Origin of the sequence: Streptomyces spiramenti (genome assembly GCF_012034385.1) — a bacterium.
Classification (GTDB): Bacteria; Actinomycetota; Actinomycetes; order Streptomycetales; family Streptomycetaceae; genus Streptomyces; species Streptomyces spiramenti.
Genome location: NZ_JAAVJB010000037.1, coordinates 1 through 23,610 on the forward strand (window position 1 = coordinate 1; position 23,610 = coordinate 23,610).

Here is a 23,610-nt window from a genome sequence, read left to right on the forward strand (position 1 = left end):
AGCCAGGAGACGAGCAGGAAGAGCGCCCCGGTCGCGACGACGGTGACCACGCCCCAGAGGTTGCGGATCATCAGCAGCATCGCCAGCAGCAGCGCGGTCGATCCCCACAGCAGCATGGTGACGCGCCCCGCGTCAGCCCCGTCCGCGGTCATCCGCCGCGGTCCGCCCGGGCACCGCACACCCCCGTCGCCGCACCGCTCGGAGCGGCGGCGGACGGTCCGCACGGCCCCGGCGGACGGCCCGGATGTGCGCCCGCCGCCCGACCGGCGCACATCCGGGCGGTACCGGCGGCGCCCGGTACCGGTACCGTGGTGCGGATGAGCCAGGTCACCAGCGGGAGCAACCCCCGCACTCTCGCCGACGAGCTGCGCTCGCGCGCCGACTCCGATCTGGCCGGGCTGCTGCTCGCCCGCCCCGACCTGCTCTCGCCTCTGCCAGGCGATCTCTCTCAACTCGCCACCAGGGCAGGCACCCGCGCCTCCGTGCAGCGGGCACTCGACCGGCTCGACACCTTCGGCCTCCAGACCGCCGAGGCGCTGGCCCTCGCGGGGCCGCCCTGCTCCCAGGACGACCTCGCGGTACTGCTGCGCGACGGTGAGCACCGGCTGTCCGAGGCCCTGGCGACGCTGCGTTCCCGCGCGTTGCTCTGGGGTCCACCCACCGCCATGCGGCTGGTCCGGACGGCGCAGGAACTGCTGGCGCCCACGCCGCAGCGCCCCGGCCCGACCGGCCTGGGCCCGACCCTCGGCGAGACCGTCACCGCGCTCTCACCGCGGCGCGCCCAGGAGCTGCTCGCCGCCAACGGCCTGCGCGCCACCGCCGACCCGGTCGGCGCGGCCCGCGCCCTCGCCGAGCTGTTCTCCGACACCGACCGGCTGAGTTCGCTGCTTGCCGAGGCCCCCGACCACAGTCACGAGGTGCTACGACGGCTGATGTGGGGGCCGCCGCAGGGCGAGGTCTCCGCGCGGCCCGCGACGCACCTGCGGTGGCTGCTGGACCACGCGCTGCTGGTGCCGACCGCGCCGGGCACCGTGGTCCTGCCGCGCGAGGTGGCGCTGGCACTGCGCGGTGGGCGCTCCCACCGCGACCTGCGCCCCGACCCGCCCGAGCTGACGGTCCACACCCACCACCGGCCCGAGCGCACCGACGTGGTCGCCGCGGGCCAGGCGCACCGCGCCCTCTCGCTGACCGAGTCGCTGCTCGACCTGTGGGAGCGCGAGCCCCCCGCGGTACTGCGGACCGGTGGTCTCGGCGTCCGCGAGTTGAAGCGCGTCGCGGTGGCCCTGGACATCCCCGAGCCGGAGGCCGCCTTCTGGTCCGACCTCGCCTACGCGGCGGGGCTCGTCGCCTCCGACGGCGGCACCGACGAGCGGTACGCGCCGACGCCCGCATCCGACGAGTGGCTGCGTCTCACCTCGCCCGAGCGCTGGACGCGGCTCGCCGGCACCTGGCTCGGCACCACCCGCTGCGCCGCGCTGGTCGGCGAACGCGTCCCGCAGCAGGGCGCGGCCCGCGGCCGGACCGCGGACCGCTCGCTCGCCGCTCTCGGCCCGGGGCTCGACCGCGGCCCGGCGCCCGAGCTGCGGCTCCGCCTGCTGACGCTGCTGGCCTCGGTCGAACCGGGCGCGGCGCCCGAACAGTCCGCGGTGCGTGAGCGGATGCGCTGGCAGGCGCCCCGACGCATGCCCGACACGCTGCGGGAGCTGCTCTGTTCGGCTGCGTTCACCGAGGCGGAGCACCTGGGCGTCACCGCCCACGGCGCCATCTCCGGGTTCGCCCGCCCGCTGCTGACCTCGGCCCACGCGCGCGCCGCCGAACCGGACCACGAGGCGGTCGCCCTGCTCACCGGCAGGGCGTCCGCCGCCACGCCGGAGGCGGGCGCCCGCCCGGCCGCCCCGGACGCCGGTGACGCCACCGAGGCGGTCGCCCCGACGGTGGCCGACGCCGGGGCGGGCAGCGTCGTCCTGGACACCACCGGGCCGGAGCTCCCCGGCACCGGCGGCCCGAGGGACACCGGCTACGTGAGGGACGACGGCGGCGCGCCCGCCGAGGGCGCCACGGTGCCCGCCGGGGCCTCCCCCGCGGCCCTCGCCGAGGTGGACCCGGAGGCGGCGGCAGTCTCGGCGGCGGAGCTGCTGACCCCGCTCCTCCCCGAGCCCCTCGACCACTTCCTCCTGCAGGCGGACATGACCGCTGTCGCCCCCGGGCCGCTGGTCAGGGGTCTGGCACGCGCCCTCAACGACGCGGCGGACGTGGAGTCCACCGGCGGCGCCACCGTCTACCGGTTCAGCCCGGCGTCGGTGCGCCGCGCGCTGGACGCCGGCCGCACCGCGGCCGAGCTCCACGCCTTCCTCGCGGAGTACTCCCGGACCCCGGTGCCGCAGCCGCTCAGCTACCTCGTGGACGACGTGGCCCGCCGCCACGGCAGGCTGCGCGCCGGCACTGCGGCCGGGTACGTCACCTGCGAGGACGAGGCCACCCTCGACCAGGTCATGGCCGACCGCAGGCTCGCGCCGCTGCGGCTGCGCCGTATCGCCCCGACCGTGCTGGTCGGACCGGCCGGCGGCGATCTGCTGCTCGCCGCCCTGAAGGAGCACGGTTACGCGCCGTCCGCCGAGAGCACCGACGGCGCCGCCGCCCTGGGCGCCGGTACTCCGCCCCGCCGGACCCCGCCGCGCACCGCCCCCGAGCCGCAGCCGGACGGTCCTCCCGGGACCGACGCCGCGCTGCTGCGCGCGGCGGTGCGGGCGATCCGCTCCGGTGACCACGCGGCGGGCGCGGCACCGAACGCGGGTGGCCGTCCGCCGTCCGACCCGCCGTCCGGGCTGCCCCGGACCGAACCGGCGGAGACGCTGCGGCTGTTGCGCGCCGCAGCGGGCGCAGGCTCCCTGGTGTGGATCGGCTACGTCGGCGCGGACGGTGTGGCCACCCAGCGCGTACTCGCCCCGGTGCGGGTGGAGGGCGGCTTCGTGACGGCCTTCGACCACACCGCCGAAGAGGTGCGGACCTACCCGCTGCACCGCATCACCGGCGCCGCCCCGGCAAGCGCCTGACCCGGAGCGGACGGCCGAGCGGCGACACCCGGATCACACCGGAGCGGGCGCGGGGCGGCGCGGCGCCCGCTCCACTCGCGTTCCGCACGGCGCTGACCGCCGTGGTGGCGGAACAGGAAGCGGCAAACCGCGTCGTCCGCCCACCGGGCACGAACGACGGCTTTCCCACACCCTCACGTCAATCGAACACATATTCTCTTCGCGTCATCGCGTACCCCTGAACCGGCCGCGGGCATACAGCCGTACACACAGGTCTCCCGGCTCGTGCCACCGGCCGGAGCATCGCCCGGAGGGGGACGATGTACACGAACCTGACCCCTATGAGCTACCCGACCATCGACGCGGGCAACGGCACCGGCCGTGTCGCCGCGAGGTGCTGGCGGCGCATCGCGTCGTCGGGGATCCTCTCGACCAGCCGTTCAGTCCCCCTCAGCCCTTCAGCCGCAGGTCGTAGAAGAGCCGGTACTGCTCCGGGTCGCCGGGGATACGGGCGTGGAAACCCTGCTGCGCGAAGGTCACCACCACGCACGCGGCGATCACCGCACCGGCCACCACCAGCACGAACCACCCGAACCGCTGCGCCGCGCCCCGGACGGGGCCGGGCGCCTCGCCGGTGCGGTGCGCCGTGGTCATCACCAGGCCGAGCACCAGGATCGCCGCCTGGAAGAGGATCAACGCCCAGACGTAGAGGTGCAGCCCGAGGACCGGCCCCGCGAACCCCGGATCGCCCGGGGCGACGTGCAGCATGGTCTGCCGCCAGGCGACCAGCGCGCCGCCGACGCAGGCCACCAGGGCCATGCCCCAGGCGCGCATGTGGTCGCGGCTGGAGAGGCCGCCGGCCAGTCCCCGGCGCACGATCTGCGCGGCGGCGAGCAGCGCCAGGACCATGAAGACGCGCTGGAGGACCGAGAGCGCGCAGGGCAGGTAGCCGGTGGCGAACTGGTAGTACAAGCCGGCGGTCAGTACCCCGGACCAGCCGAGGACGAAGCAGCAGGCGAACCAGTACTGGCCGGTCTCCAGCGCGGCGGGCCGCTCCCCGGTCTGCGCCAGCCGGTCGGGAACGAGGACCGCCATCAGAAGTTCATCCCCATGGACAGGTTGCCGCTGATCAGGAACGAGAAGAGGCCGCCGGCGGCGAGGGCCAGCACCCACCACCAGGCCACCACCCCCGCCCGCGACCGCTCCCGGACCAGCGCGTACCAGGTTGCCAGCAGCCCGGCGAAGATCAGTGTGTCCATGGGCGGAAGCTAACCAACGGGGGACCCGACGAAGCGCACCTCGCCCCTTCACGCCCCCGCTCCACCCGTTCGGCCCAACGCTCGGCCGAACAGCCGAGCCCCGGCCCGTCCGTCCGGGACCCCCGTGAGCCCGGGTGAGCCGGCTCACCCGGGTTACGTCCGGGCGGGTGCGACACTGGAAGCTTGGCCCGATTCCGGGCCGTGCGGTTCCGGACGGAGGAGAGCGTGTGAACGGGCCACTGATCGTGCAGAGCGACAAGACGCTCCTGCTGGAGGTCGACCACGAGCAGGCAGCGGACTGTCGCCGCGCCATCGCGCCGTTCGCCGAGCTGGAGCGGGCTCCGGAGCACATCCACACCTACCGGCTGACGCCGCTGGGCCTGTGGAACGCGCGCGCTGCCGGACACGACGCCGAGCAGGTCGTGGACGCGCTGCTCACGTACTCCCGCTACCCGGTGCCGCAGGCGCTGCTGGTGGACGTGGCGGACACCATGTCGCGGTACGGGCGGCTCACGCTCTCCAAGCACCCCGCGCACGGGCTGGTCCTGACCAGCACCGACCGGCCGGTGCTGGAGGAGATCCTCCGGTCGAAGAAGATCAAGCCGCTGGTCGGGCCGCGGGTGGACCCCGACACCGTCGCGGTCCACCCCTCCGAGCGCGGGCAGATCAAGCAAACCCTGCTGAAGCTCGGCTGGCCCGCCCAGGACCTCGCGGGGTACGTCGACGGCGAGGCCCACCCGATCGAGCTGCGGGAGGACGGCTGGCAGCTGCGGCCCTACCAGCAGCAGGCGGTCGAGGGGTTCTGGCACGGCGGGTCCGGCGTCGTCGTACTGCCCTGCGGCGCGGGGAAGACCCTCGTCGGCGCGGGCGCCATGGCCACCGCGAAGGCGACCACGCTCATCCTCGTCACCAACACCGTCTCGGCGCGGCAGTGGAAGTCCGAGCTGATCCGCCGGACCTCGCTGACCGAGGAGGAGATCGGCGAGTACAGCGGGGCGCGCAAGGAGATCCGCCCGGTCACCATCGCCACCTACCAGGTGCTGACGACCCGCCGCAAGGGCGTCTACCCGCACCTGGAGCTCTTCGACTCCCGCGACTGGGGGCTCGTCGTCTACGACGAGGTCCACCTGCTTCCCGCGCCGGTGTTCAAGTTCACCGCCGACCTCCAGGCCCGCCGACGCCTCGGCCTGACCGCGACCCTGGTGCGCGAGGACGGCCGCGAGTCCGACGTGTTCTCCCTCATCGGTCCCAAGCGGTTCGACGCGCCGTGGAAGGAGATCGAGGCGCAGGGCTACATCGCGCCGGCCGACTGCGTGGAGGTCCGGGTCGACCTGACCGACGGCGAACGTCTGGCGTACGCGACGGCCGAGTCCGACGAGAAGTACCGCTTCTGCGCCACCACCGACTCCAAGCGCCGCGTGACCGAGCGCCTGGTCCGCCGCCACGCCGGGGAGCAGACCCTGGTCATCGGCCAGTACATCGACCAGCTCGACGAGTTGGGCGAACTGCTCGACGCGCCCGTGATCAAGGGCGAGACCAGCAACGCGCAGCGCGAGAAGCTCTTCGACGCCTTCCGCAGCGGTGAGTTGAGCGTGCTGGTGGTGTCGAAGGTGGCCAACTTCTCGGTGGACCTTCCGGAGGCGACCGTCGCCATCCAGGTCTCCGGCACGTTCGGCTCCCGGCAGGAGGAGGCGCAGCGGCTGGGCCGCGTGCTGCGGCCGAAGGCGGACGGGCACGAGGCGCGGTTCTACTCCGTCGTCGCCCGCGACACCGTCGACCAGGACTTCGCCGCCCACCGGCAGCGCTTCCTCGCGGAGCAGGGCTACGCCTACCGCATCGTCGACGCCTCCGACCTGGAAGAGGCGCCGGAGCCCGACGCGGAGGGGTGACACGGTGCCGCATTGACGCGGGGCGGGGGCGGGACGGTGAGAATGGCCGCCCCCGCCCCCGCTCCGTGAGCGTGCTTGCCGACACCCACCCCTTCACGCTTACTGTGACAGGACTGTCACCATCCGTCCCTACAGCCCTGCCGCGCCGGTGCGTAGGTTGGTCGGATCGCCTGAGACTGGAGTGGGTTGTGAGCAGTGTTCGCCGGGTCCGTCGCACGACGGCCACCGTGTCCGCCGTGGTCTGCGCCGCGCTCGTCCTCGGCGCCTGCGGCGGCGGGGACGACGACTCGACCGACGACGCGATCCCGGGCGTGGAGCAGGGCGAAGCGGAGGACGACGGCGAGGACGACACCGACACGGAGGCTCCCGAGGAGGACGCCGACGACGGCGCGGATGCCGATCGCCCCGAGATCGACCTCGGCGACGACTTCGAGAACGTCTACGAGGACGACGAGACCGGCGACGAAACCACGGACACCATCCTGCGCGACAGCCGCGGCTACTTCGACGCCGTGGACGCCGCGATCAACCTTCAGGACCCTGCGCATCCCGCGCTCAGCTACTACATCGCCGGGGATGCCCTCGTGAGCTCCATCAAGCTGATCGGGAGCATGGTGGACTCAGGAACCGTGCAGACCGGCCAGGCAAGGATCTTCGGCCGGGACGTCACCGTCTTCGAAGACGGCGCAGCGGCAGTCTCGTTCTGCCGCGACTTCTCCGAGGTGACAGATGTCGATCACGCGACCGGGGAAGTGACGTCCGCGGCGGACGCATCGGCCGAGGCGACGATCTACTACACACGAGTCGAACTGAACGACCAAGGCGTGTGGCAGACCGTCGAGGAACGCGGCGAACGAGGTGCTGCGGAGTGCAACTGACCGGATCGGGGCGCGCAGTAGCGCTCTCCCTCGCAGTACTGACGACCTGCTTGACCACACAGGGCGCCTGGGCGAGCGGGCGGGACACCAACCACGAGGTAATCCGAGAAGGCCCCTCCCCCGAACCGGAAACGGCCGCAGGGCACGAGGCCGGCGAGATCAACGCGCAGGCGCGAATCACCTTCACCGTCACGGGCGGAAGTGGCGGAACAGCCGCACTGAAGAGCTCGACTCCGTGGGAACCGCCCGCGTGCTACTACGCCCCGACGCACACGCCCGAGGAGATGGCCCGGCACTGGCGAGACTTCTACGCCAACACCAACCGCGACATCTGGCCGGACGAGATGCGGGAGAGCTTCGACACCAGCCACGAGGAACAGTACGGCGAGGACGGCGAGTTCCCCGACTACAACCAGGATGTGCAAGGCGAGGGCATGTTCTGGACGCGGGTGATCAACCATGAACATCCCGACCGTCAAGGCCAGATGGCGTGCGCGGCCCGAACGTTCTGGGTGGAGTTCACCGACTCGCCGCCGCCCGGCCCCGGAGTCGTCGACTCCACACTGCTGGCCGAGCTGGCCTGGGAGCGCACGCGTGTCCCGGACACCGAGGTCTCCCTCAACCCCGCCGACGTGCCGCAGAAGGTCAACCTGCCCACCTGGGTGTGGCTGGACGACACCGCCTTCGAGCCGGTCTCGATCCGCGCCGAACTCGACGGCTACGGCCTCTGGGCCGAGACGACCGCAACGCCGGCCCGGCTCACCCTGGACCCCGGCACCACCGACGCCGTCACCCACCCGGCCGGTGGCGTGTGCGAGTCCTCCGACGGCAGCATCGGCACCGCCTGGGCCTCCGGCGCCGGCGGCGCACCACCGTGCGGCATCACCTACTCCCGCGCCACCAGCAATGGCGCGACATACCCCCTCTCCGCGGCCCTGACCTGGGAAGTCACCTGGTCCGACTCCCTCGGCAGCACCGGCACCCTCCCCGACGGCGAGTTCGCCACCGCCCTCGACATCACCGTCGAAGAAGTCCAGACCATCGTCCGCTAGTTGGCGCTGGAGCTATCCGGGGAACGGCAGCTCATCCTGCGACTCGCCGGGCTGCGCTCCCTGCCCAGGGGGCTCCTTGGCCGCAGACGCGGGCACCGGCAGTACCCCCAGCCGCCGCAGGTCGTCCCGCGAGATCAGAGGGCCGGTGGCGACAGCCTCAAGCAGTCGTAGCTGTTCCGGTTCGAGCGCGACCAGCAACCCGAGGATGTTGAGAAGCCGTAGCAGGTCGACGGTCCACTCCAGCGTCCACTGCTGCGGCAAGACCTTGTTCAGCGCGGTCTGCTGCAAGCCGTCCGGGGTCCGCTTTCGGTACCCGAACCATTTGCGCAGGACGGGGGCGCCTCCGATGCGGTATTCCCAGACCTCTGGCTCCACCGGCGCGATGACACCGTGCTCGCCCAGGTGCAGAGTGCGCGTGTCCGGGTCGTAGGTCATCGTCTCCGGTATGCCGCCGTTGCTCGGATCCGCGCGGCAGACGGGCCGTTCGGCAACCGGCAGCTGCGGTGGGAGGAACCGCGGGCGTCCGTCGGCATCGGATGCGAAGCGTTCACCATGGGTGTGCAGCCAGACGGTTCGCCGACCCACCTCGACTACCGAACCCCACAGTTGGGCGTTGCGCGTGAGGGGTATCCGCGCCCCTCGGTTGCGCAGGCCGTCCTCGAAGTACCGGGTGTACCCTCGATGACCGGCTATCCCGGCGATGTACGCGAACACGTCCTCCGCGCGGACCGCCACTCCGAGCACCTCGCTCAGCGCGCCGACCAGGCGCGGGCTGACGTTGGGCTCCGGCCGTGTCGGGTGCCGGTAAAGCGGCCTGACCCGACCGCCTTCGGACCCTTTGAAGTGGTGGACGTCGGGGATGAGCTCCGTGAAGCTCACCGCCGGACCTTCCCGTCCGCTTGCCGTGTGAAGCTCCGTGAGGTACACCTGCCGGTCGCCGTGTGCGGCCCAGAGGGCGGGCCTCGGGTAGTCGATCACCCTTCGGTCCGCGATGATCCACTGGCGGTCGAAGCTCATGCGCCCGTAGCGTTGCAGTCGGGGGCGCGGCTCTCGCTCATCGCTCAGCGGGCCGTGCGGAGCGGTACCCGGCAGCGGCCTTTCCGCCTTCTCGGGCTGCCGATCCCTGGTGCTCTTCAGCAGCGCGGCCCTGTCCTCCTTCGGAGCACGGACGAGGGTCTCCCACCGCTTCACCAAGGTGTCCCGGTCGGGCGACACCGGCCAGGTGCGGTTGGTCTTGTTACCCCCGCTGCGCCATGGCAGCAGGCAGTCGAGATCCGGCAGCCCAAGCCACTCTTTCCGTGCGCTCGCCCGAAACGGCGCTGTCCACTCCTCGGGGCATTCCTGCCAGGAGTCACCCGCCGCGTGCCCCTCGATCCCGAGGTCGTCGAGCCACCGGAACTTCTCCTCCCGGTGTCCGACCGGAGTGTCGAGCCGTCGGATCCGCGCCGGCCGGGTGGGGTCCGGGTCGCCCCGGCGGACGAAGACCGCGATGCAGATCTCCCGTTTGACCCCTTCGAAGGCGCGACTGCCCACATCGGAGTAGGGCCCCTCGGGAGAGAGCCCGATGATCCAGCCTTCATCGGCGGCCTGCCGCAGGTAGCGGCGCATCCCCTGGGTTCCCTCGCTGTCCAGGTAGCCGGCGTTGGTGACGAACGCGACGACGCCGCTGGGCGCCTCCGGGTCTCCGAAAGCGGTCACCTGGTCGAAGACCTTCCAGGTCGCCCACGCCCAGAAGTAGATGTAGAGGTTGTCCAGCGCGTATGCGAGACGTCCGTCTCCGCCGTTGTGGAACCGGCTGAGGATCGCGCCGCGATCGTTCGGGTTTCCTTCCGCGATCCAGCGACCGACGCCAGAGCTGCGGGCTCCCCGGACGTACGGCGGATTGCCGATGACGACCATGACTCGCTGCGCGGCTTTGACCTCGTTCGCCAGTCGGCGATGGCGAGCGATGGGCTCATACAGGCGCCCGAGCTGGTGCTCCACCGTCGGGTCGTCCAGCGTGTCGGCCACCAGCAGTTTGGGAACGTCCTCGCCACTCTCCGTACCGTGGGCGGCCAGCGCGTGGTTGACCCGCAGCTCCGCGACGGCGTACGGGCCGGTCTGCTTCTCCAAGCCCACCAGTCGCTTTGCGAGATCGCGAAGCAGCGCCACCTTGAGCCCGGGACCGTGGCGCAGCGCGTAGCCCTTCGCCACGTGGTCGATGATGCTGGTGAGGAACGTGCCCGTACCCATCGCGGGATCCACCACGGTGACTCGTCCGTCACCGTAGCCGTCGTGGAGGTGGAGTCGTTCGCGGAGCACCTCGTCCGTGAACCGCACCATGAAACCGACGACGGCACTCGGGGTGTAGTAGGTCCCGGTCTTCTTTCTGAGCTCAGGATCGTAGGCGGTCAGAAACCCTTCGTAGAAGTGGAGGTAGGTGTCGCCGCTTCCGTCCTTGAAGAGGTCGGGGTCCACCGCCGACACCACCTCAATGACGGTGCCGATGATGCCTTTGAGGTCGTCACGTGCCTCATCAGTCAGCACAGCCAGTGACTTCCCCATCAGGGAGTGCCGTTTCCCCAGCCGATTCGCGACCTCCGGCAGGGAGAGCTGACCCAGATCGATACCTTCCAGCCGCGCGAGCAGCAGCGCGAACGTCAGCGTCTGGCTGTAGCGGTCCGCGAACTCCTCCGGTCGAGCATCCGGGAAAAGCAGGTCTCTCCAGTTGCCCGCCAGGAGGGCGAACGACTCCGGTGCCTCTCCCCGCTCCTCGCGGGAAAGACGGTCGGCGACCTCTTCCCGCAGGAGTGCGCACAGCCCCGCGATCCTTCGCACCAGTTCACCGACGCTGTCGACGACGGTCGGACTCGGCGTGAGCAGGAGCGCGACGACCCGCTCGAACCCGTCGTCCGCCGGTCGGATGACGCCGCGCCCTGCTGCGAAGTCGCCGACCAAGCGCCCTTCAGGGCCGACACGCTCGCCGAATCGGTAGAGGGACCAGTCGTAGCCGTCGGTATAGAGCAGGTTGGGAAAGGCCCGGATCTTCTCCCACTGCTTGCGGTCATGACTCCGAACCGGCCAGCGCATCGGGTCTGCACCCTTGCCCGGCTGCTTGAGCTCGATGAGCCCGATGATCCGCCCGGCGACGCTGACAGCGAAGTCCGGCCGGGCTCCCACATCCCCGACGCGGTACTGGCCGTGCAGGGTGATCTCGACCTTCATACGAACCGCCATGGAGGCGAGCAGCCGTTCGACCGGAGCGGTGAGGCTCTCCTCGCGACCGGTGTTCGGTCCGGCCTCGCCCGTGAGCTTAGACCGCACCTCGCGCCCGAATCGCGCGACGAGGGCGGCGACCGGTCGATTCTCGGAGTCTTCGTCAGAGCGGTTCCGTGGCAACGACGCCCCCTACGCAGGCTGTGCACACTGAGCGACCGTACGCAGTCAGAGTGCCCAGGTGCACGCGCCCACCAAACACCGCGCCCCGAGCCGACTGTGACAGGACCGTCACCGTCAGCCTCTACAGTCAGGTGGCGCGCTTGCGTAGGTTCGGTAGGTCACCTGAAGAGTGGAGTGGGTTGTGAGCAGTGTTCGCCGGGTCCGTCGCGCGACGACCGTCGTGTCCGCCGTGGTCTGCGCCGCGCTCGTCCTCGGCGCCTGCGGCGGCGGGGACGACGACTCGACCGACGACCCGATCCCGGGAGTGGACCAGGGCGCGACAGAGGACGGCGACCAGGACGACACCGGCAACGACGCCGACACCGAAGCACCCGAGGAGGACGTCGAGGGCGATGCGGACTCCGACCGCCCGGAGATCGACCTCGGTGACGACTTCGAGAACGTGTACGAGGACGACGAGACCGGCGACGAGACCACGGACGCCATCCTCCGCGACAGCCGCGGCTACTTCGACGCCGTCGACGCCGCGATCATCCACCAGGACACCGAACACCCGGCGCTCAGCTACTACATCGCGGGGGATGCGCTCGCCGCGACAATGGATTTGATTGTGCCGCTGATCGAGGCGAATCGCGTACCCATCGGCGAAGCGCGCATCTACAACCGCGCTGCGACCGCCGTCGATGATTCGACGGCAACCGTGTCGTTCTGCCGCGAGTTTTCCGACGTGTCGAACGTGGACAAGGGCAGCGGTGAGGTCCTCTCGCCGCCCGACCCCGATGCCAAAGCCGCGCTCTACACAACTCGACTCGAACTCAATGATGACGGTGTCTGGCAGACAGTTGAGTACGGTGGCGCCCGCGAGGCTGACGAATGCGCCTGACCGGGAGGATTGTGGGCGCTGCGACTGCAGGCTCGTGCATCCTGGTGCTGACGGTCGGCACCGCGCACGCCGACGACCGAATCGGCGACGGCAACCTGGACCCTCCGCCGAGCAAAGAAACCGGCACGGGACACGAGTCCGGCGAGATCAACGCGCAGGCGCGGATCACGTTCACCGTCACGGCTGGGGGTGGCGGCACGGGCGCGCTGAAGAGCTCGACTCCGTGGGAACCGCCCGCCTGCTACTACGCACCGACGCACACGCCCGAGGAGATGGCCCGGCACTGGCGGGGCTTCTACGCCCACACCAACCGCGACTTCTGGCCGGACGACATGCGGGAGAGCTTCGACTCCAGCCACGAGGAACGATACGGCGAGGACGGCGAGTTCCCCGAGTACAACCGGGAACTGCAAGGCGAGGGCATGTTCTGGACGCGGGTGATCAACCGCGAACATCCCGACCGCCAGGGTCAGATGGCGTGCCGCACTCGCACGTTCTGGGTGGACTTCACGGAGGCCCCCGAGCCCGGCCCCGGCGTCGTCGACTCCACGCTGCTGGCCGAACTGGCCTGGGAACGAACCCGCGTACCGGACACCGAGGTCTCCCTCAACCCCGCCGACGTGCCGCAGAAGGTCAACCTCGCCACCTGGATCTGGCTGGACGACACCGCCTTCGAACCGGTATCCATCCGCGCCGAACTGGACGACTACGGCCTCTGGGCCGAAACCACCGCCACACCAGCCCGGCTCACCCTCGACCCCGGCACCACCTACGCCACCACCCACCCACCCGGCGGCGTCTGCGAGACATCCGACGGCACCATCGGCACCCCCTGGACACCCGGCACCAACAGCCCACCACCCTGCGGAATCACCTACACCCGCGCCACCACCGACCGCAGCACCTACCCCCTCTCCGCAGCCCTCACCTGGGAAGTCACCTGGACCGACTCCCTCGGCGACACTGGCACCCTCCCCGACGGCGACTTCTCCACCACCCTCGACATCACCGTCGAAGAAGTCCAGACCATCGTCCGCTGACCGGAACGCCCTCGACCCGGGACTCCCCCTGCACCAAGTGTCGTCAGGGGCGGTCGGCAACAGGAGAGGGGCCTGCCGACCCTTCGCACGTCAACAGGTCCGACCTCGTTGTCGCCTCAGCTGGCGTTCGGTACCGAGGCCCGAACCGGTCAGGCGCGCTCCGGCGACAGAAGCTCGCCCCGGCAGCAGCCGGGACGGCGAAGCGGGGCTCTCCCGCCGCTTGGAATCCCGGACACGCACGACGTCCGGGCAACCGACCACCCACGCGGTTCCCGGAACCGCCCTTACTGTAGAGGGACTTGTGCCAACAGAGCGCGACTGCTACGCAGTCACCCGTCGCCGCTGCCACTGCGCCTGGGCCAGCTCGAATTCACGCTCGTCACAGGTCGCCTCTCAAGCACAGCAGTGGGGCGGCAGACTCGTCCAGCGGGAGTGCTTTGTGGCTTGCCCCTGGCCTACCGCATCTGGAGGGTTCCGACCTCTTTCGAGTCGGGTACGAAGAGGCCACTTCACTGCCCTGCGCAGTACCCAAGCAATCGGTGGTCGGGAGTCTCCCGGAGCTGAAGCGGGCCGTGCAGCCCGGCGGGCGAGTGGCGGGCCAGCGGCATGACCTGGAGCTCGACGCTGCGCAGCTCGGCCGCCGACGCCCCGGATGGTCCCGAAGACGTCGAGTACCTCGTCGGACCGGGTGACGAAGTCACCGGCCGGGTACCGCCTCTCTGCTCGATGGAAACGACGGTGGGTACCGAGTGGCGCACTATTCGGCGCGAACTGTTCCTGGTGAGCCCCGCCCGCCTGCGTAGGGCCTTCGCCATCTCCCGGAACACCCGGAGGCCGTCCGAGACTTCCGGTTCCCCGCCACCTCCACCGACACCGACACCGACACCGACACCGCCACCGACACCGACACCGACACCGGCGCCATCGGCCTCCGGCGGGGCCGGTGGTGTGCTCCTCCCAGCGGCCGGGTCGGCTTCGGATCGCGGCGAACTGCCGGTGTTGCTCGCATGGGGTCGTGGGCGGACCCGGGCGGGCAGGGCGCCCGCGCCCGCTGCACGACGTCGCGTCAGCGGAGCTGCTTCTCCGGCACCAGCGGCAGCCGCAGCTCGTCGTCCTTCAGCAAGTGCGGCTCGTCCCGCTGGAGCGGGGTGCCCTCGGTGACCTTCCCCAGCAGTTCCCCGGTCTCCACCATCTGCTGGGCGGCCGACGTGCCCAGGGCGGCGAGCCGCTGGCCCGGCACCGTGCCGCCGTCGGCCGCCGCGGCCACCGCGGGCGTCAGCAGGACGGCGGCACACGCCGCCACGGTGGCACGGGCCGTCTGTCGCATTCCGGTCATCGTGAACCCAGCTCCTCACATCGTCGCCGGGCCCACGACTGACAGGGCCGGCAAGGCTTGGCGCCGGGCTCCCGCCCGTGCGTCCTCACCCGTACAACGACGCCGGTCGCATCACGGCGCGGCGTGCCACTCGGACGACTGAATTCGACTCCTGCTCCGCCGAACCCAACGGCCGTCCCTCCTGGCTTCGGCGAACCACGCGCGGCCCGGCCCTGGCGCCTGCTATCAGGCAGTGATCGACGACGAAGCTCGGGCGAACTCCGCACACGGCCTGTTTCCCGGCGTTACCGTGACCCCATGTCAGCTATGCAGGAACCGGGACCAACCACCCCGACAGCTTCCGGCGCCGCCGTCGCCGATCCCGCCGCAGACGCAACGGCCGCAACCGCCCACCGCCTGATCCCCGCACAGAGCCGCCCGCAGTCGGAGGCGTTCCGGCTGACAGTGGACAAGGAGACGGTCCGCCAGTTCGGCAAGAAGAAGCAGATCGCAGCGGTGGCGGAGCTGGTCTGGAACGCGCTGGATGCCAACGCGAACCGCGTCGATGTCGTTCTGCGCCGATCCAGGCTGGACGCCCTCATGCAGATCGATGTGGTGGACGACGGCGACGGCATGACTCCGGAACGCGCCCGCGCTGCCTTCGAAGGGCTGGGCACCACGTGGAAGCGTGGCAGGACCCACACCGAGGGCACGGGTGACCGGCGCATCCTGAACGGCCGTCATGGCGAGGGAAGACTGTGGGCGTTCGCGCTCGGCCACCGGCTCAACTGGACCTCGACTGCCGCCACCCCCACCGGCCGCGTCGGCGTGCAGGTCACATGCGACATGAACCGTGCCGACGAGTACCAGGTCACCCAGGTAGAACCGTCAAGCGTCGGAACGGGCACAGTCGTCAGCATCGATGTCCCGGAACACCACAGGAAACAGCAGGTCGAGGACACCGACGCGGCAACCCGCCTCACGGCCCACCTGGCGTTCTACCTCCGTGCCTACCCCAACGTCCGCGTCACTTTCGACGGGGTCCGACTCGACGCAGACGTTCTCATCGACCGAGCCCCCGTCGACCTCCCGGTGCACCTACCGGACAGCGAGCCCGGCCGACTCCCAGTCGCTGTCCTGACGGTGGTCGAGTGGAACCGGCACGTGGACGACCGGCCGATGCTGCTCTGCGACGACGACGGGGTGGTCCTCGCCACGCACGGCAAACCACCGCGTAAGCGCACAGTCTTCAACTACACCCCGTACCTCCGACTGACAGGTGTCCGGGACCGAAGCCCGGCGGCACTGACCGCGCTCGACATGACACACCCCGGCCTGCTGGAAGCGGCAGCACGCTCCCTCCGCAGGCATGTCGCCACCCGCGCCGCACAGATCTCAGCCGAAGTGGTTCGCAACCTCAAGGCGGAGGGGGTCTACCCCTATTCCGGGGAACCTCGGGACCGGCTCGAGGAAGTGGAACGGCAGCTGTTCGACATCGTGGTGACGGCCGTCTGTCAGTCACTGCCCAAGACAGCTGGCCCCCGCAAACTCATGGTTCTCCTCCTCCAGATCGCGCTGAAGTGCAACCCCGCGGAACTGCACTTCGCGCTGGGACGGCTACCGTCGCTCACCGACACCGACCGCCGGCACCTGAGCGACCTGTTGGACTCCACCGATCTCGACCATGCCATCAGCGCTGCCACCGAGGTGGCCACCCGACGGAAGGTAGTCGCGCGCATCCGCAGACTGCTCGTCATGGGGCAGTCGCTGCAGCACCAGCCCCATGACGAACAGCTTCACGCGACGGTCGCGCGCAACCTGTGGCTGCTCGGTGACGACTGGACCTTCGCCCGCAGCGAGACCAGCCTGACCAGTGCACTGAAGCGCCACCTCGACCTCCTTGGTGGCAAGGCGGTCCTCGAGCACGAGCCGCTGCCCCCGGGGAAGCCCGGCAGCCATAACAGCGAGGCCGATGTCGTGCTGCTCCGCAGCCGTCGCCGGGACCGCATCGCGAACCGGCTCATCGTCGTGCTCAAGAGCCCGGGCGTCGTCGGTGAACAGGAGCTGCTGCGTGTGGTGGACTACGCGCGGGCGATGGTGGACGACCCGCAGTACCGCGACAATCCCTGCACCTGGCAGTTCTACCTGGTCGGTTACGACATCTCCCCCACCATCCACCGGGCCATCCAGCAGAAGGACAAGCCGCCCGGCGTGGCCGAGGACCAGGACGGCTACCGGGTGTGGGTCAAGACCTGGGGACAGATCCTGGACGCCGCGGAACGGCAGCTGCGCTTCTCCGAGGAGCAGTTGGCGTACGAGGCGGACGACGACCGCGTCACCCGTCGTCTGCGTGACGTGTACGCCCACTACCTCCCGTCCGGCCTGACCGGCGGTGGCAGTGCCGGAAACGACGCCCACGACGGGCACCGGTGACCACGACGCAGAGCACTGTACCCGCGCCCACACACACCGCGACCGAGGCCGCCGCCGACCGGCTGGCGCCCTGAGACGGTGGCCGCGCTGGTGCGGGTGCTGAAGATCAGCGAGGAGGCGGGGGAGGTGGCGGAGACCGTCCACGGCGTGTTCGGCGACAACCCCGCAAGGGCGCCTCGCACACCATGGACGACGTGCGTGCCGAGCTGTGCGACGTCATCCTGACCGCCATGGTCGCTCTCGCCTCGACCACCGACGATCCCGAGCGCCGCTTCCGCGACCACCTCGACGCGGTCGCCCGACGGGCCGGGTCGACGCGCCGCCGCGGCGAGAAGACCACCGCGCTACGCCCGCAGGGACTGCTCCGGGTCGTCGAGCCAGATCCGCTGCTCCCAGGCGGTGACGGTGGGGACGAGGACGGGGTCGGGGCAGAAGTCCGCAGGGCGAGTCGGTGGTCGGCGGGGTGCGGCGCCGGGTGCCACCTCGGGGAGGGCATACGGGTCGGCGCCCTCGCCCGGCGGGTCCCCGGGGTGGTGTCGTTGTGGGTATCGGTCGATGAGGCGGCGATCGACTCGTGCGCCCACAGCCGCCCGGCCGTGGTCACGTTGAGCTGGCGCTCCGGGTCGTAGGCGAAGGTGCGCGGGTCGATGGTGACGGCGTGACGGGGCAGGGCGCCTGGGCGGTACCAAGGGGGAGGCCCTGGCGGGTGCCTCACGGGGTCGGTCCGCCGGCACCAGCCGCGCGGCCGGGGCTGTGCCGCCAGTCTCACCGCGCGACACGCCGCATCGCACCCTCTGTGCCCGAAACGCTCAGCCGGAGCAGGACGGGCTGGTCCGGCTGTACCCGCGGGCAGCGGTCGCCGGTGGCCGGAACCCGACGCCGCCCGCCTACCGACTCCGCGCGCGGGTACCCGCTGGGACATCCCTCAACGACAGGAGTCGCCATGGCCCCGTTGACCTGGCTTCGCCTCTTCGTCGCCGTCGCCGCCCTGATCGGTGCGCTGGCACTCGTTCAGGCGTTCCGCATCGACGGCCGGGAGCAGCTGGCCCTCGGGCTCGTCGGCGTCGGCGGCCTGATCGCCGCCGTCACCCTGGGCTTCGCGCTCCGCCGCGGCTCCGGCGACGGCAGACGCCCATGAACGGTGCCACGCCCAGAGTTCGGCACGCCCCGGTGAGGCAGAGGATGGGGGCGCCGGCTCGGCCACTGCCGCCACCGCCGCGGTGACGACGTGACCTCGCCCCGTCAGCCGGAGCCTCACCCCACCGTGCTACCGACGCCTGGGCAGGTGAGGTGTCGGCCCGTCCCCGGCCCGCGCGCGCCGGGGAAGTGCAGCGAACCGGTCGGCGCCCCGCCGGGTCAGCCCGCGGCCGGGCCGCGGGCGGTGGGGACGCGGGTGGTGGGGGTGGTGTCGGGGCCGTCGCCCGGGTCGGTCCTGCCGAGGAGGACCACGTCGGTGACGACACCGGCGAGGACGCGGGCGGTACGGAACACCCCGCCGACGCGTCCGCGACGGGCCTGCGGCACGACCCCCGCAGTGTCGTGGTCGAGACCGGCACCGGCGGCGTGCGCGGTGAGCGCGCTCAGGGCGGTGGCGCCGTGGACGGAGGGGCGGGGACCTGGGGTGAAGGTGGTGGTAGCCATGGCCCCACTGTCCGCCCGGCGCCGCCCCGCGCGCATCGGTCCAAGGTCCCGCCTCTGGTACCGCCCAGGTCGGACCCAGGTACCGGTCACCCTCACCTCGGCCTCCGGGACGGGCGGACGCGCGGGGCGCGCACGGGGCGCGACCGGGGCGCGGCAACGATCGCTCCCGCCCGTCCCCGTTGACGACCGCGCACCGGGCGGTACCGGGCGGCACCGGGTCCTCGGGACCGCACCGCGCGGGGTGACACCACGGGTAGGCCGGGCGCCGCCCGGCGGGTGTGATGATGCCGGGATGACCGTGAACCCGGCCGAACTCAACCGGGCCACCCTGGCCCGCCAACTCCTTCTGGCCCGGGAGCCGCTGTCCGTCACGGACGCCGTGGCGCGGCTGGTCGCGGTCCAGGCGCAGCACCCCGCCTCGCCGTACCTGGCGCTGTGGAACCGGGTCGCCGGGTTCGACCCCGCCGCGCTGGACGCGGCGTTCGCGGACGGCTCCGTCGTCAAGGCGTCGTTGCTGCGGATCACCCTCCACGCGGCGCGGGCCGACGACTACCCGTTCCTGCGGGCCGCAGTGCAGCCGGTGGTGCGTGGCGCCCGCTACGACCGGCGGTTCCGCGAGACCGGCATGGAACCCGCCGAGGCCGAGGCGCTGCTGCCCGGGTTGCTGGCGTTCGCGTCCGTGCCGCGCACCACCGCCGAGTTCGACGGCTGGCTCGCCGAACACGCCCCGACGACGGCTCGCGCCGCGCTGTGGCGGACGCTTCGGTCGGTGGCGCCCCTGGTCCACGAGCCCGCGCCGGACGCGGTCTGGTCGTTCGGCCCGCGCCCCGTGTACCGGGCCGCGCCGGGCCCGCCGCCGGTGGACGAGGCGGCGTCCTCGGCGGCGCTGCCGCAGCTGGTGCGGCGCTGTCTCGCCGGGTACGGGCCGGCCTCGGTGGCCGACATCGGGCAGTTCTCGCTGGTGGCGCGGGGCCGGGTACGGGAGGCGCTGACGATGCTCGGGGAGGAGGTGGTGGAGCTCCCGGGCGGTCACCGGCCACCGCTGTACGACCTGCGGGACGCGCCTCGACCGCCCGGGGACGTCCCCGCTCCCGCGCGGCTCCTCGGGATGTGGGACAACGTGCTGCTGGCCCACGCCGACCGGTCGCGCCTGCTGCCCGACGAGTACCGCACCGCGGTGACACGGGTCAACGGGGATCTGCTGCCGACGCTGCTGGTGGACGGCCGTGTCGCCGGGGTGTGGCGGGCGGGCGCCGGCGGGGTCGAGGCGTACGCGTTCCGGGCGCTCCCCCGGGGCGCATGGCAGGAGCTGTCGGCGGAGGCGGAGGGGCTGACCGGGTTGCTGACCGGACGCGACCCCGAGGTGTACCGGCGCCATCACCACTGGTGGGAGAAGCTCGGGGACGTGGTCGCCGAGAGGCGGCTGCTCAGCGGACCGATCGCCGGCTGAGCGCCGGGGCGCGAGGCGTGCGTGCGGGGCGGACAGCCGGGGTGCGCGTGCGGGGCAGACAGCCGGGGTGCGCGACGGGGGCGTGCGGGGCTCGGGAAACCCGGTTGCGCGGCTCGGGGCGCCCGCCCTAGGCTCCCGTGCCTTGCTGCCCTCCGTGCCCGCTGTGCCGGGGAGGCGCCGACCGCACGGCAACCGGTCGGCATCCACTCGCTGTCGACGCAGTGCCCACCGCCGCCCCGATCCGGGTCGGCGGTGCTGCCGCGTGACCCTCCGGAAGGCCCGCACCATGTCCGTTGCGCCCACCCCCGGCCCCGCCGCCGATCAGCTGCCTCCCCCCGACCCCGCGGACCCGCTGCGCACCGAGCGGGCGCACCTGGCGGCCTCCCGCACCGCGCTCCGCGACATGCGGCACGACGCGGAGACGCTGGACATCCGCGACGTCACGGCGAACTGGGTCAACGCCGAGGTGCTGCGCGGCGAGATCGAGCAGCGCATCAAGTCGTTGGCGGACCTCGTGCACACCCCGCTCTTCTTCGGTCGGCTGGACTACCGGCACGCGCTCGACGCCGACGGGGAGAGCGGCACCCGGTTCTACATCGGCCGCCGCCACGTCCACGACGCCGAGGGCGACCCGATGGTCATCGACTGGCGGGCGCCGGTGTCGCAGCCGTTCTACCGCGCCTCGCCCTCCGATCCACAGGGCGTGGAGCTGCGCCGCCGCTTCGGCTACGACGGCGGGGAGCTCACCGCGTACGAGGACGAGCACCTCACCCACCTCACCGACGAGGAGCGCGCTCGCGGCGCGGGCACGGCGGCCGGTTCGGCACTGCTCCAGCGGGAGATCGAACGGCCGCGTGTCGGCCCCATGCGGGACATCGTGGCGACGATCCAGCCGGAGCAGGACGCCATCGTCCGCTCGCCGCTGGGGACGACGCTCTGCGTGCAGGGCGCCCCGGGCACGGGGAAGACCGCGGTGGGGCTGCACCGGGTGGCGTTCCTGCTCTACGCGCACCGGGAGCGGCTGGCGCGCAGCGGGACTCTCGTCGTCGGGCCCAACGCGTCGTTCCTGCGGTACATCGAGCAGGTGCTGCCGGCGCTGGGCGAGCTGGAGGTGCGGCAGTCGACCGTCGCGGAGCTGGTGGCGCACGTCGAGGTGCGGGCGGCGGACCCGTCCGCCGTGGCACTGCTGAAGGGCGACGCGCGGATGGCGGAGGTGCTGCGGCGCGCGGTGCGCGCCGGGGTGAGGATGCCGACCGAGCCGCTGGTGCTGGTGCGCGGCTCGCGGACGTGGCGGATTCCGGCCCACGAGATCGAGGAGCTGGTGCGGGAGCTCCTGGACCGGGACATCCGGTACGGCGCGGCGGGCGAGGCGCTGCCGCAGCGCATCGCGCACGCGGTGCTGGTGCGGATGGAACGCTCCGGGGAGGCGCCGGACGACCGGGTGCAGGCAGCCGTGGCGCGCAGCAAGCCGGTGAAGACTCTGGTCAGGGCGGTGTGGCCGGTGGTGGACCCGGCGAAGGTGGTGCTGCGGCTGCTGTCCGACGCGGCGTTCCTGGCGGAGCAGGCGTCGGGGGTGCTGTCGGCGGAGGAGCAGCGGCTGCTGCTGTGGGAGAAGCCCGCCCGCGGCGTGGGGTCGGCGAAGTGGTCGGCTGCGGACGCGGTGCTGGTGGACGAGGCGCGTGACCTGGTGGAGCGGACGCCGTCGCTGGGCCACGTGGTGCTGGACGAGGCGCAGGACCTCTCGCCGATGCAGTACCGGGCGGTGGGGCGCCGCTGCTCCACGGGGTCGGCGACGGTCCTCGGTGACCTGGCGCAGGGCACCACGCCCTGGGCGACCGACGGCTGGGCGCAGGCGCTGACGCACCTGGGGAAGCCGGAGGCGGCGGTGAGCGAGCTGACGGAGGGGTTCCGGGTGCCTCGGCAGGTCATCGCGTACGCCTCCCGGCTGCTGCCGTCGATCGCGCCGGAGCTGTCGGAGGCCACCTCGGTGCGGGAGGCGGCGGGTTCGCTGGAGATCCGAGGCGTGTCGTCCCCGGAGGAGCTGGCCCCGCTGGCGGTGGCGGCCTGCCGGGAGGCACTGACCCACGAGGGTTCGGTGGGACTGATCGCCGCCGACGGCGCGATCCCCGAGCTGGCGGCGGCGCTCGCCGCGGCCGGACTTCCCCACCTGGCGCCGGGCGACGAGACCAGTGCGGGCCGACGGTTGACGCTGGTCGCGGCGTCGTTGGCGAAGGGACTGGAGTACGACTACGTGGTGGTCGCCGAACCGGCGGGGATCGTCGCCGGCGAGCCGGACCTGCGGACGGGGCTGCGGCGGCTGTACGTGGCGCTGACCCGGGCCGTCTCCGGTCTGACCGTGGTGCACCACGAACCGGTACCGGCGCTGCTCGCGGAGGCCGGGTAACCGCAGGGGCGGGGCCGCGGCCGATCGCCGCCGTCCCACGACGCAGGCCCCGACGGCGGCGCGGAGGCGCCGGTCGGGGCCTGCGAGGCGGAACCGGACGGGGGAACGGAACGGCCGCGGCACGTCCGGGCACGAACCCGCCGGGGCGGCACGGTCCGGCCGGGGTGGCCCCGGGCCGCCGGGGCGGACGTGCCGGGCGGACGTGCCGGGCCGGGCCGACCGCCGCCGGGTCAGGCCAGGGCGTCGCGCCATTGGCGGACGGCGTCCGCCTCCACCGGGCCGTCCCAGCCCCGGGGGCGGGCCGCGCCACCGATGTGGAAGGCGTCGACCCCGGCCGCGCGCAGCTCCGGCAGGTGTTCCAGCCGCAGGCCGCCGCCCGCCATCAGGCGCGGCTGGTGACCGGGCTCGCCGGCCGCGGTCCGGGCTGCCTCGGCGACCAGCACGGGGAGGCCGTCGTCGACGCCGCGCGGCGACCCCGCGGTCAGGTAGGTGTCGGGGGCGCCGGGCCCGTCGAGCTGCTTGCGGAGGGCGACGCGGTCCGCCGCGTGGTCGATGGCGCGGTGGAACGTCCAGGGGTCGGAGCCGATGACGTCGGTGAGGGCGGCGACGGCGGCCAGGTCGGCCTGGCCCGTCTCGTCGAGGAAGCCGAAGACCCAGGCGTCGGCCCCCGCGGCGCGCAGGGTGTCCGCGGTGGTCCGCAGCCGCCGTACCGCGTCGGCGTCCCCGGCTGCGAAACCGTCGTCGAGGCGGAGCATCACCCGGATGGGCAGATCGACGGCGGCCCGTACCTCCGAGACGGTGGCGACGTCCGGGCTGAGGCCGTCCGCCGCCATGTCGGCGACCAGTTCGAGGCGGTCGGCGCCGCCGGTCTCTGCGGCGACGGCGTCCTGCACGGTGAGGGCGATGACCTCGAGGAGTGGTCTAGACATGTCGAGAGAGTGCCACAGATCGACTCC

General features: G+C 72.2%; 17 protein-coding genes. 11 read left to right on the top strand and 6 right to left on the bottom strand.

The window, feature by feature from the left end; all coding sequences use genetic code 11:
- Positions 1-317 precede the first annotated feature (317 nt).
- Positions 318-3,053, top strand: a complete 2,736-nt coding sequence (locus tag HCJ92_RS07405) for a helicase-associated domain-containing protein (RefSeq protein ID WP_167932646.1) — start codon at positions 318-320, stop codon at positions 3,051-3,053.
- A gap of 429 nt (positions 3,054-3,482) precedes the next feature.
- On the opposite strand, the gene HCJ92_RS07410 is transcribed toward HCJ92_RS07405, so the two are convergent.
- Entirely contained in the window at positions 3,483-4,127 is a 645-nt protein-coding gene (locus HCJ92_RS07410) for a disulfide bond formation protein B (RefSeq protein ID WP_167932647.1), read from the bottom strand.
- A complete protein-coding gene (locus HCJ92_RS07415; RefSeq protein WP_167932648.1) occupies positions 4,127-4,291 on the bottom strand; it encodes a hypothetical protein in 165 nt (54 codons plus the stop codon). Before HCJ92_RS07415 ends, HCJ92_RS07410 begins: the two co-directional genes overlap by 1 nt.
- Before the next feature lie 227 nt (positions 4,292-4,518).
- Between HCJ92_RS07415 and HCJ92_RS07420 the strand changes: the two genes are divergently transcribed.
- From HCJ92_RS07420 to HCJ92_RS07430, 3 genes are all read left to right on the top strand, one after another.
- Positions 4,519-6,180 (top strand): DNA repair helicase XPB, encoded by a 1,662-nt coding sequence (locus HCJ92_RS07420; protein ID WP_167932649.1) that lies wholly within the window; start codon positions 4,519-4,521, stop codon positions 6,178-6,180.
- A 188-nt stretch (positions 6,181-6,368) separates the two neighbouring features.
- Entirely contained in the window at positions 6,369-7,058 is a 690-nt protein-coding gene (locus HCJ92_RS07425; protein WP_167932650.1) for a hypothetical protein, read from the top strand.
- Between the two features lie 50 nt (positions 7,059-7,108).
- A complete protein-coding gene (locus HCJ92_RS07430) occupies positions 7,109-8,110 on the top strand; it encodes a hypothetical protein (protein ID WP_167932651.1) in 1,002 nt (333 codons plus the stop codon).
- A gap of 12 nt (positions 8,111-8,122) precedes the next feature.
- Here HCJ92_RS07430 and HCJ92_RS07435 read toward each other — a convergent pair whose 3' ends face one another.
- The gene (locus tag HCJ92_RS07435) at positions 8,123-11,413 is read right to left on the bottom strand and encodes a type ISP restriction/modification enzyme (protein ID WP_167932652.1); all 3,291 of its coding nucleotides are present in this window, start codon (positions 11,411-11,413) and stop codon (positions 8,123-8,125) included.
- A gap of 256 nt (positions 11,414-11,669) precedes the next feature.
- Here HCJ92_RS07435 and HCJ92_RS07440 point away from each other — a divergent pair, with 256 nt between their 5' ends.
- A complete protein-coding gene (locus tag HCJ92_RS07440; protein ID WP_167932653.1) occupies positions 11,670-12,371 on the top strand; it encodes a hypothetical protein in 702 nt (233 codons plus the stop codon).
- An 11-nt stretch (positions 12,372-12,382) separates the two neighbouring features.
- The gene (locus tag HCJ92_RS07445) at positions 12,383-13,411 is read left to right on the top strand and encodes a hypothetical protein (RefSeq protein WP_167932654.1); all 1,029 of its coding nucleotides are present in this window, start codon (positions 12,383-12,385) and stop codon (positions 13,409-13,411) included.
- A 1,066-nt stretch (positions 13,412-14,477) separates the two neighbouring features.
- Here HCJ92_RS07445 and HCJ92_RS07450 read toward each other — a convergent pair.
- Positions 14,478-14,747: a hypothetical protein gene (locus HCJ92_RS07450; protein ID WP_167932655.1), complete on the bottom strand. Its 270-nt coding sequence runs from the start codon at positions 14,745-14,747 to the stop codon at positions 14,478-14,480.
- A 297-nt stretch (positions 14,748-15,044) separates the two neighbouring features.
- On the opposite strand from HCJ92_RS07450, the gene HCJ92_RS07455 reads away from it, so the two are divergent.
- The 3 genes from HCJ92_RS07455 (at position 15,045) to HCJ92_RS07465 (ending at position 18,297) form a co-directional block, all read left to right on the top strand.
- Positions 15,045-17,159: an ATP-binding protein gene (locus tag HCJ92_RS07455; RefSeq protein ID WP_167932656.1), complete on the top strand. Its 2,115-nt coding sequence runs from the start codon at positions 15,045-15,047 to the stop codon at positions 17,157-17,159.
- Between the two features lie 194 nt (positions 17,160-17,353).
- Positions 17,354-17,788 (top strand): hypothetical protein, encoded by a 435-nt coding sequence (locus HCJ92_RS25785; protein ID WP_420824683.1) that lies wholly within the window; start codon positions 17,354-17,356, stop codon positions 17,786-17,788.
- A gap of 314 nt (positions 17,789-18,102) precedes the next feature.
- Positions 18,103-18,297 (top strand): hypothetical protein, encoded by a 195-nt coding sequence (locus HCJ92_RS07465; protein ID WP_167932657.1) that lies wholly within the window; start codon positions 18,103-18,105, stop codon positions 18,295-18,297.
- Positions 18,298-18,515: 218 nt separating this feature from the next.
- Here HCJ92_RS07465 and HCJ92_RS07470 read toward each other — a convergent pair whose 3' ends face one another.
- On the bottom strand, positions 18,516-18,800 hold the full coding sequence (locus tag HCJ92_RS07470; RefSeq protein ID WP_167932658.1) for a hypothetical protein: 285 nt from the start codon (positions 18,798-18,800) through the stop codon (positions 18,516-18,518).
- Between the two features lie 292 nt (positions 18,801-19,092).
- Here HCJ92_RS07470 and HCJ92_RS07475 point away from each other — a divergent pair, with 292 nt between their 5' ends.
- Positions 19,093-20,250 (top strand): winged helix DNA-binding domain-containing protein, encoded by a 1,158-nt coding sequence (locus HCJ92_RS07475; protein WP_167932659.1) that lies wholly within the window; start codon positions 19,093-19,095, stop codon positions 20,248-20,250.
- Positions 20,251-20,536: 286 nt separating this feature from the next.
- Complete coding sequence (locus tag HCJ92_RS07480; RefSeq protein WP_167932666.1) at positions 20,537-22,654, top strand: HelD family protein; 2,118 nt, start codon at positions 20,537-20,539, stop codon at positions 22,652-22,654.
- 230 nt (positions 22,655-22,884) lie between these two features.
- Here the strand turns inward: HCJ92_RS07480 and HCJ92_RS07485 are convergent, their stop codons facing one another.
- Positions 22,885-23,583 carry a copper homeostasis protein CutC gene (locus HCJ92_RS07485; protein ID WP_167932660.1) on the bottom strand — a complete coding sequence of 233 codons (699 nt, stop codon included), beginning with the start codon at positions 23,581-23,583 and terminating at the stop codon, positions 22,885-22,887.
- Positions 23,584-23,610 lie beyond the last annotated feature (27 nt).

Bases quoted from the DNA above. Each gene is read 5' to 3' on its own strand.
- HCJ92_RS07405 (WP_167932646.1), top strand. From the start codon at position 318: ATGAGCCAGGTCACCAGCGGGAGCAACCCCCGCACTCTCGCCGACGAG.
- HCJ92_RS07410 (WP_167932647.1), bottom strand. From the start codon at position 4,127: ATGGCGGTCCTCGTTCCCGACCGGCTGGCGCAGACCGGGGAGCGGCCC.
- HCJ92_RS07415 (WP_167932648.1), bottom strand. From the start codon at position 4,291: ATGGACACACTGATCTTCGCCGGGCTGCTGGCAACCTGGTACGCGCTG.
- HCJ92_RS07450 (WP_167932655.1), bottom strand. From the start codon at position 14,747: ATGACCGGAATGCGACAGACGGCCCGTGCCACCGTGGCGGCGTGTGCC.
- HCJ92_RS07455 (WP_167932656.1), top strand. From the start codon at position 15,045: ATGTCAGCTATGCAGGAACCGGGACCAACCACCCCGACAGCTTCCGGC.
- HCJ92_RS07465 (WP_167932657.1), top strand. From the start codon at position 18,103: ATGGCCCCGTTGACCTGGCTTCGCCTCTTCGTCGCCGTCGCCGCCCTG.
- HCJ92_RS07470 (WP_167932658.1), bottom strand. From the start codon at position 18,800: ATGGCTACCACCACCTTCACCCCAGGTCCCCGCCCCTCCGTCCACGGC.
- HCJ92_RS07475 (WP_167932659.1), top strand. From the start codon at position 19,093: ATGACCGTGAACCCGGCCGAACTCAACCGGGCCACCCTGGCCCGCCAA.
- HCJ92_RS07480 (WP_167932666.1), top strand. From the start codon at position 20,537: ATGTCCGTTGCGCCCACCCCCGGCCCCGCCGCCGATCAGCTGCCTCCC.
- HCJ92_RS07485 (WP_167932660.1), bottom strand. From the start codon at position 23,583: ATGTCTAGACCACTCCTCGAGGTCATCGCCCTCACCGTGCAGGACGCC.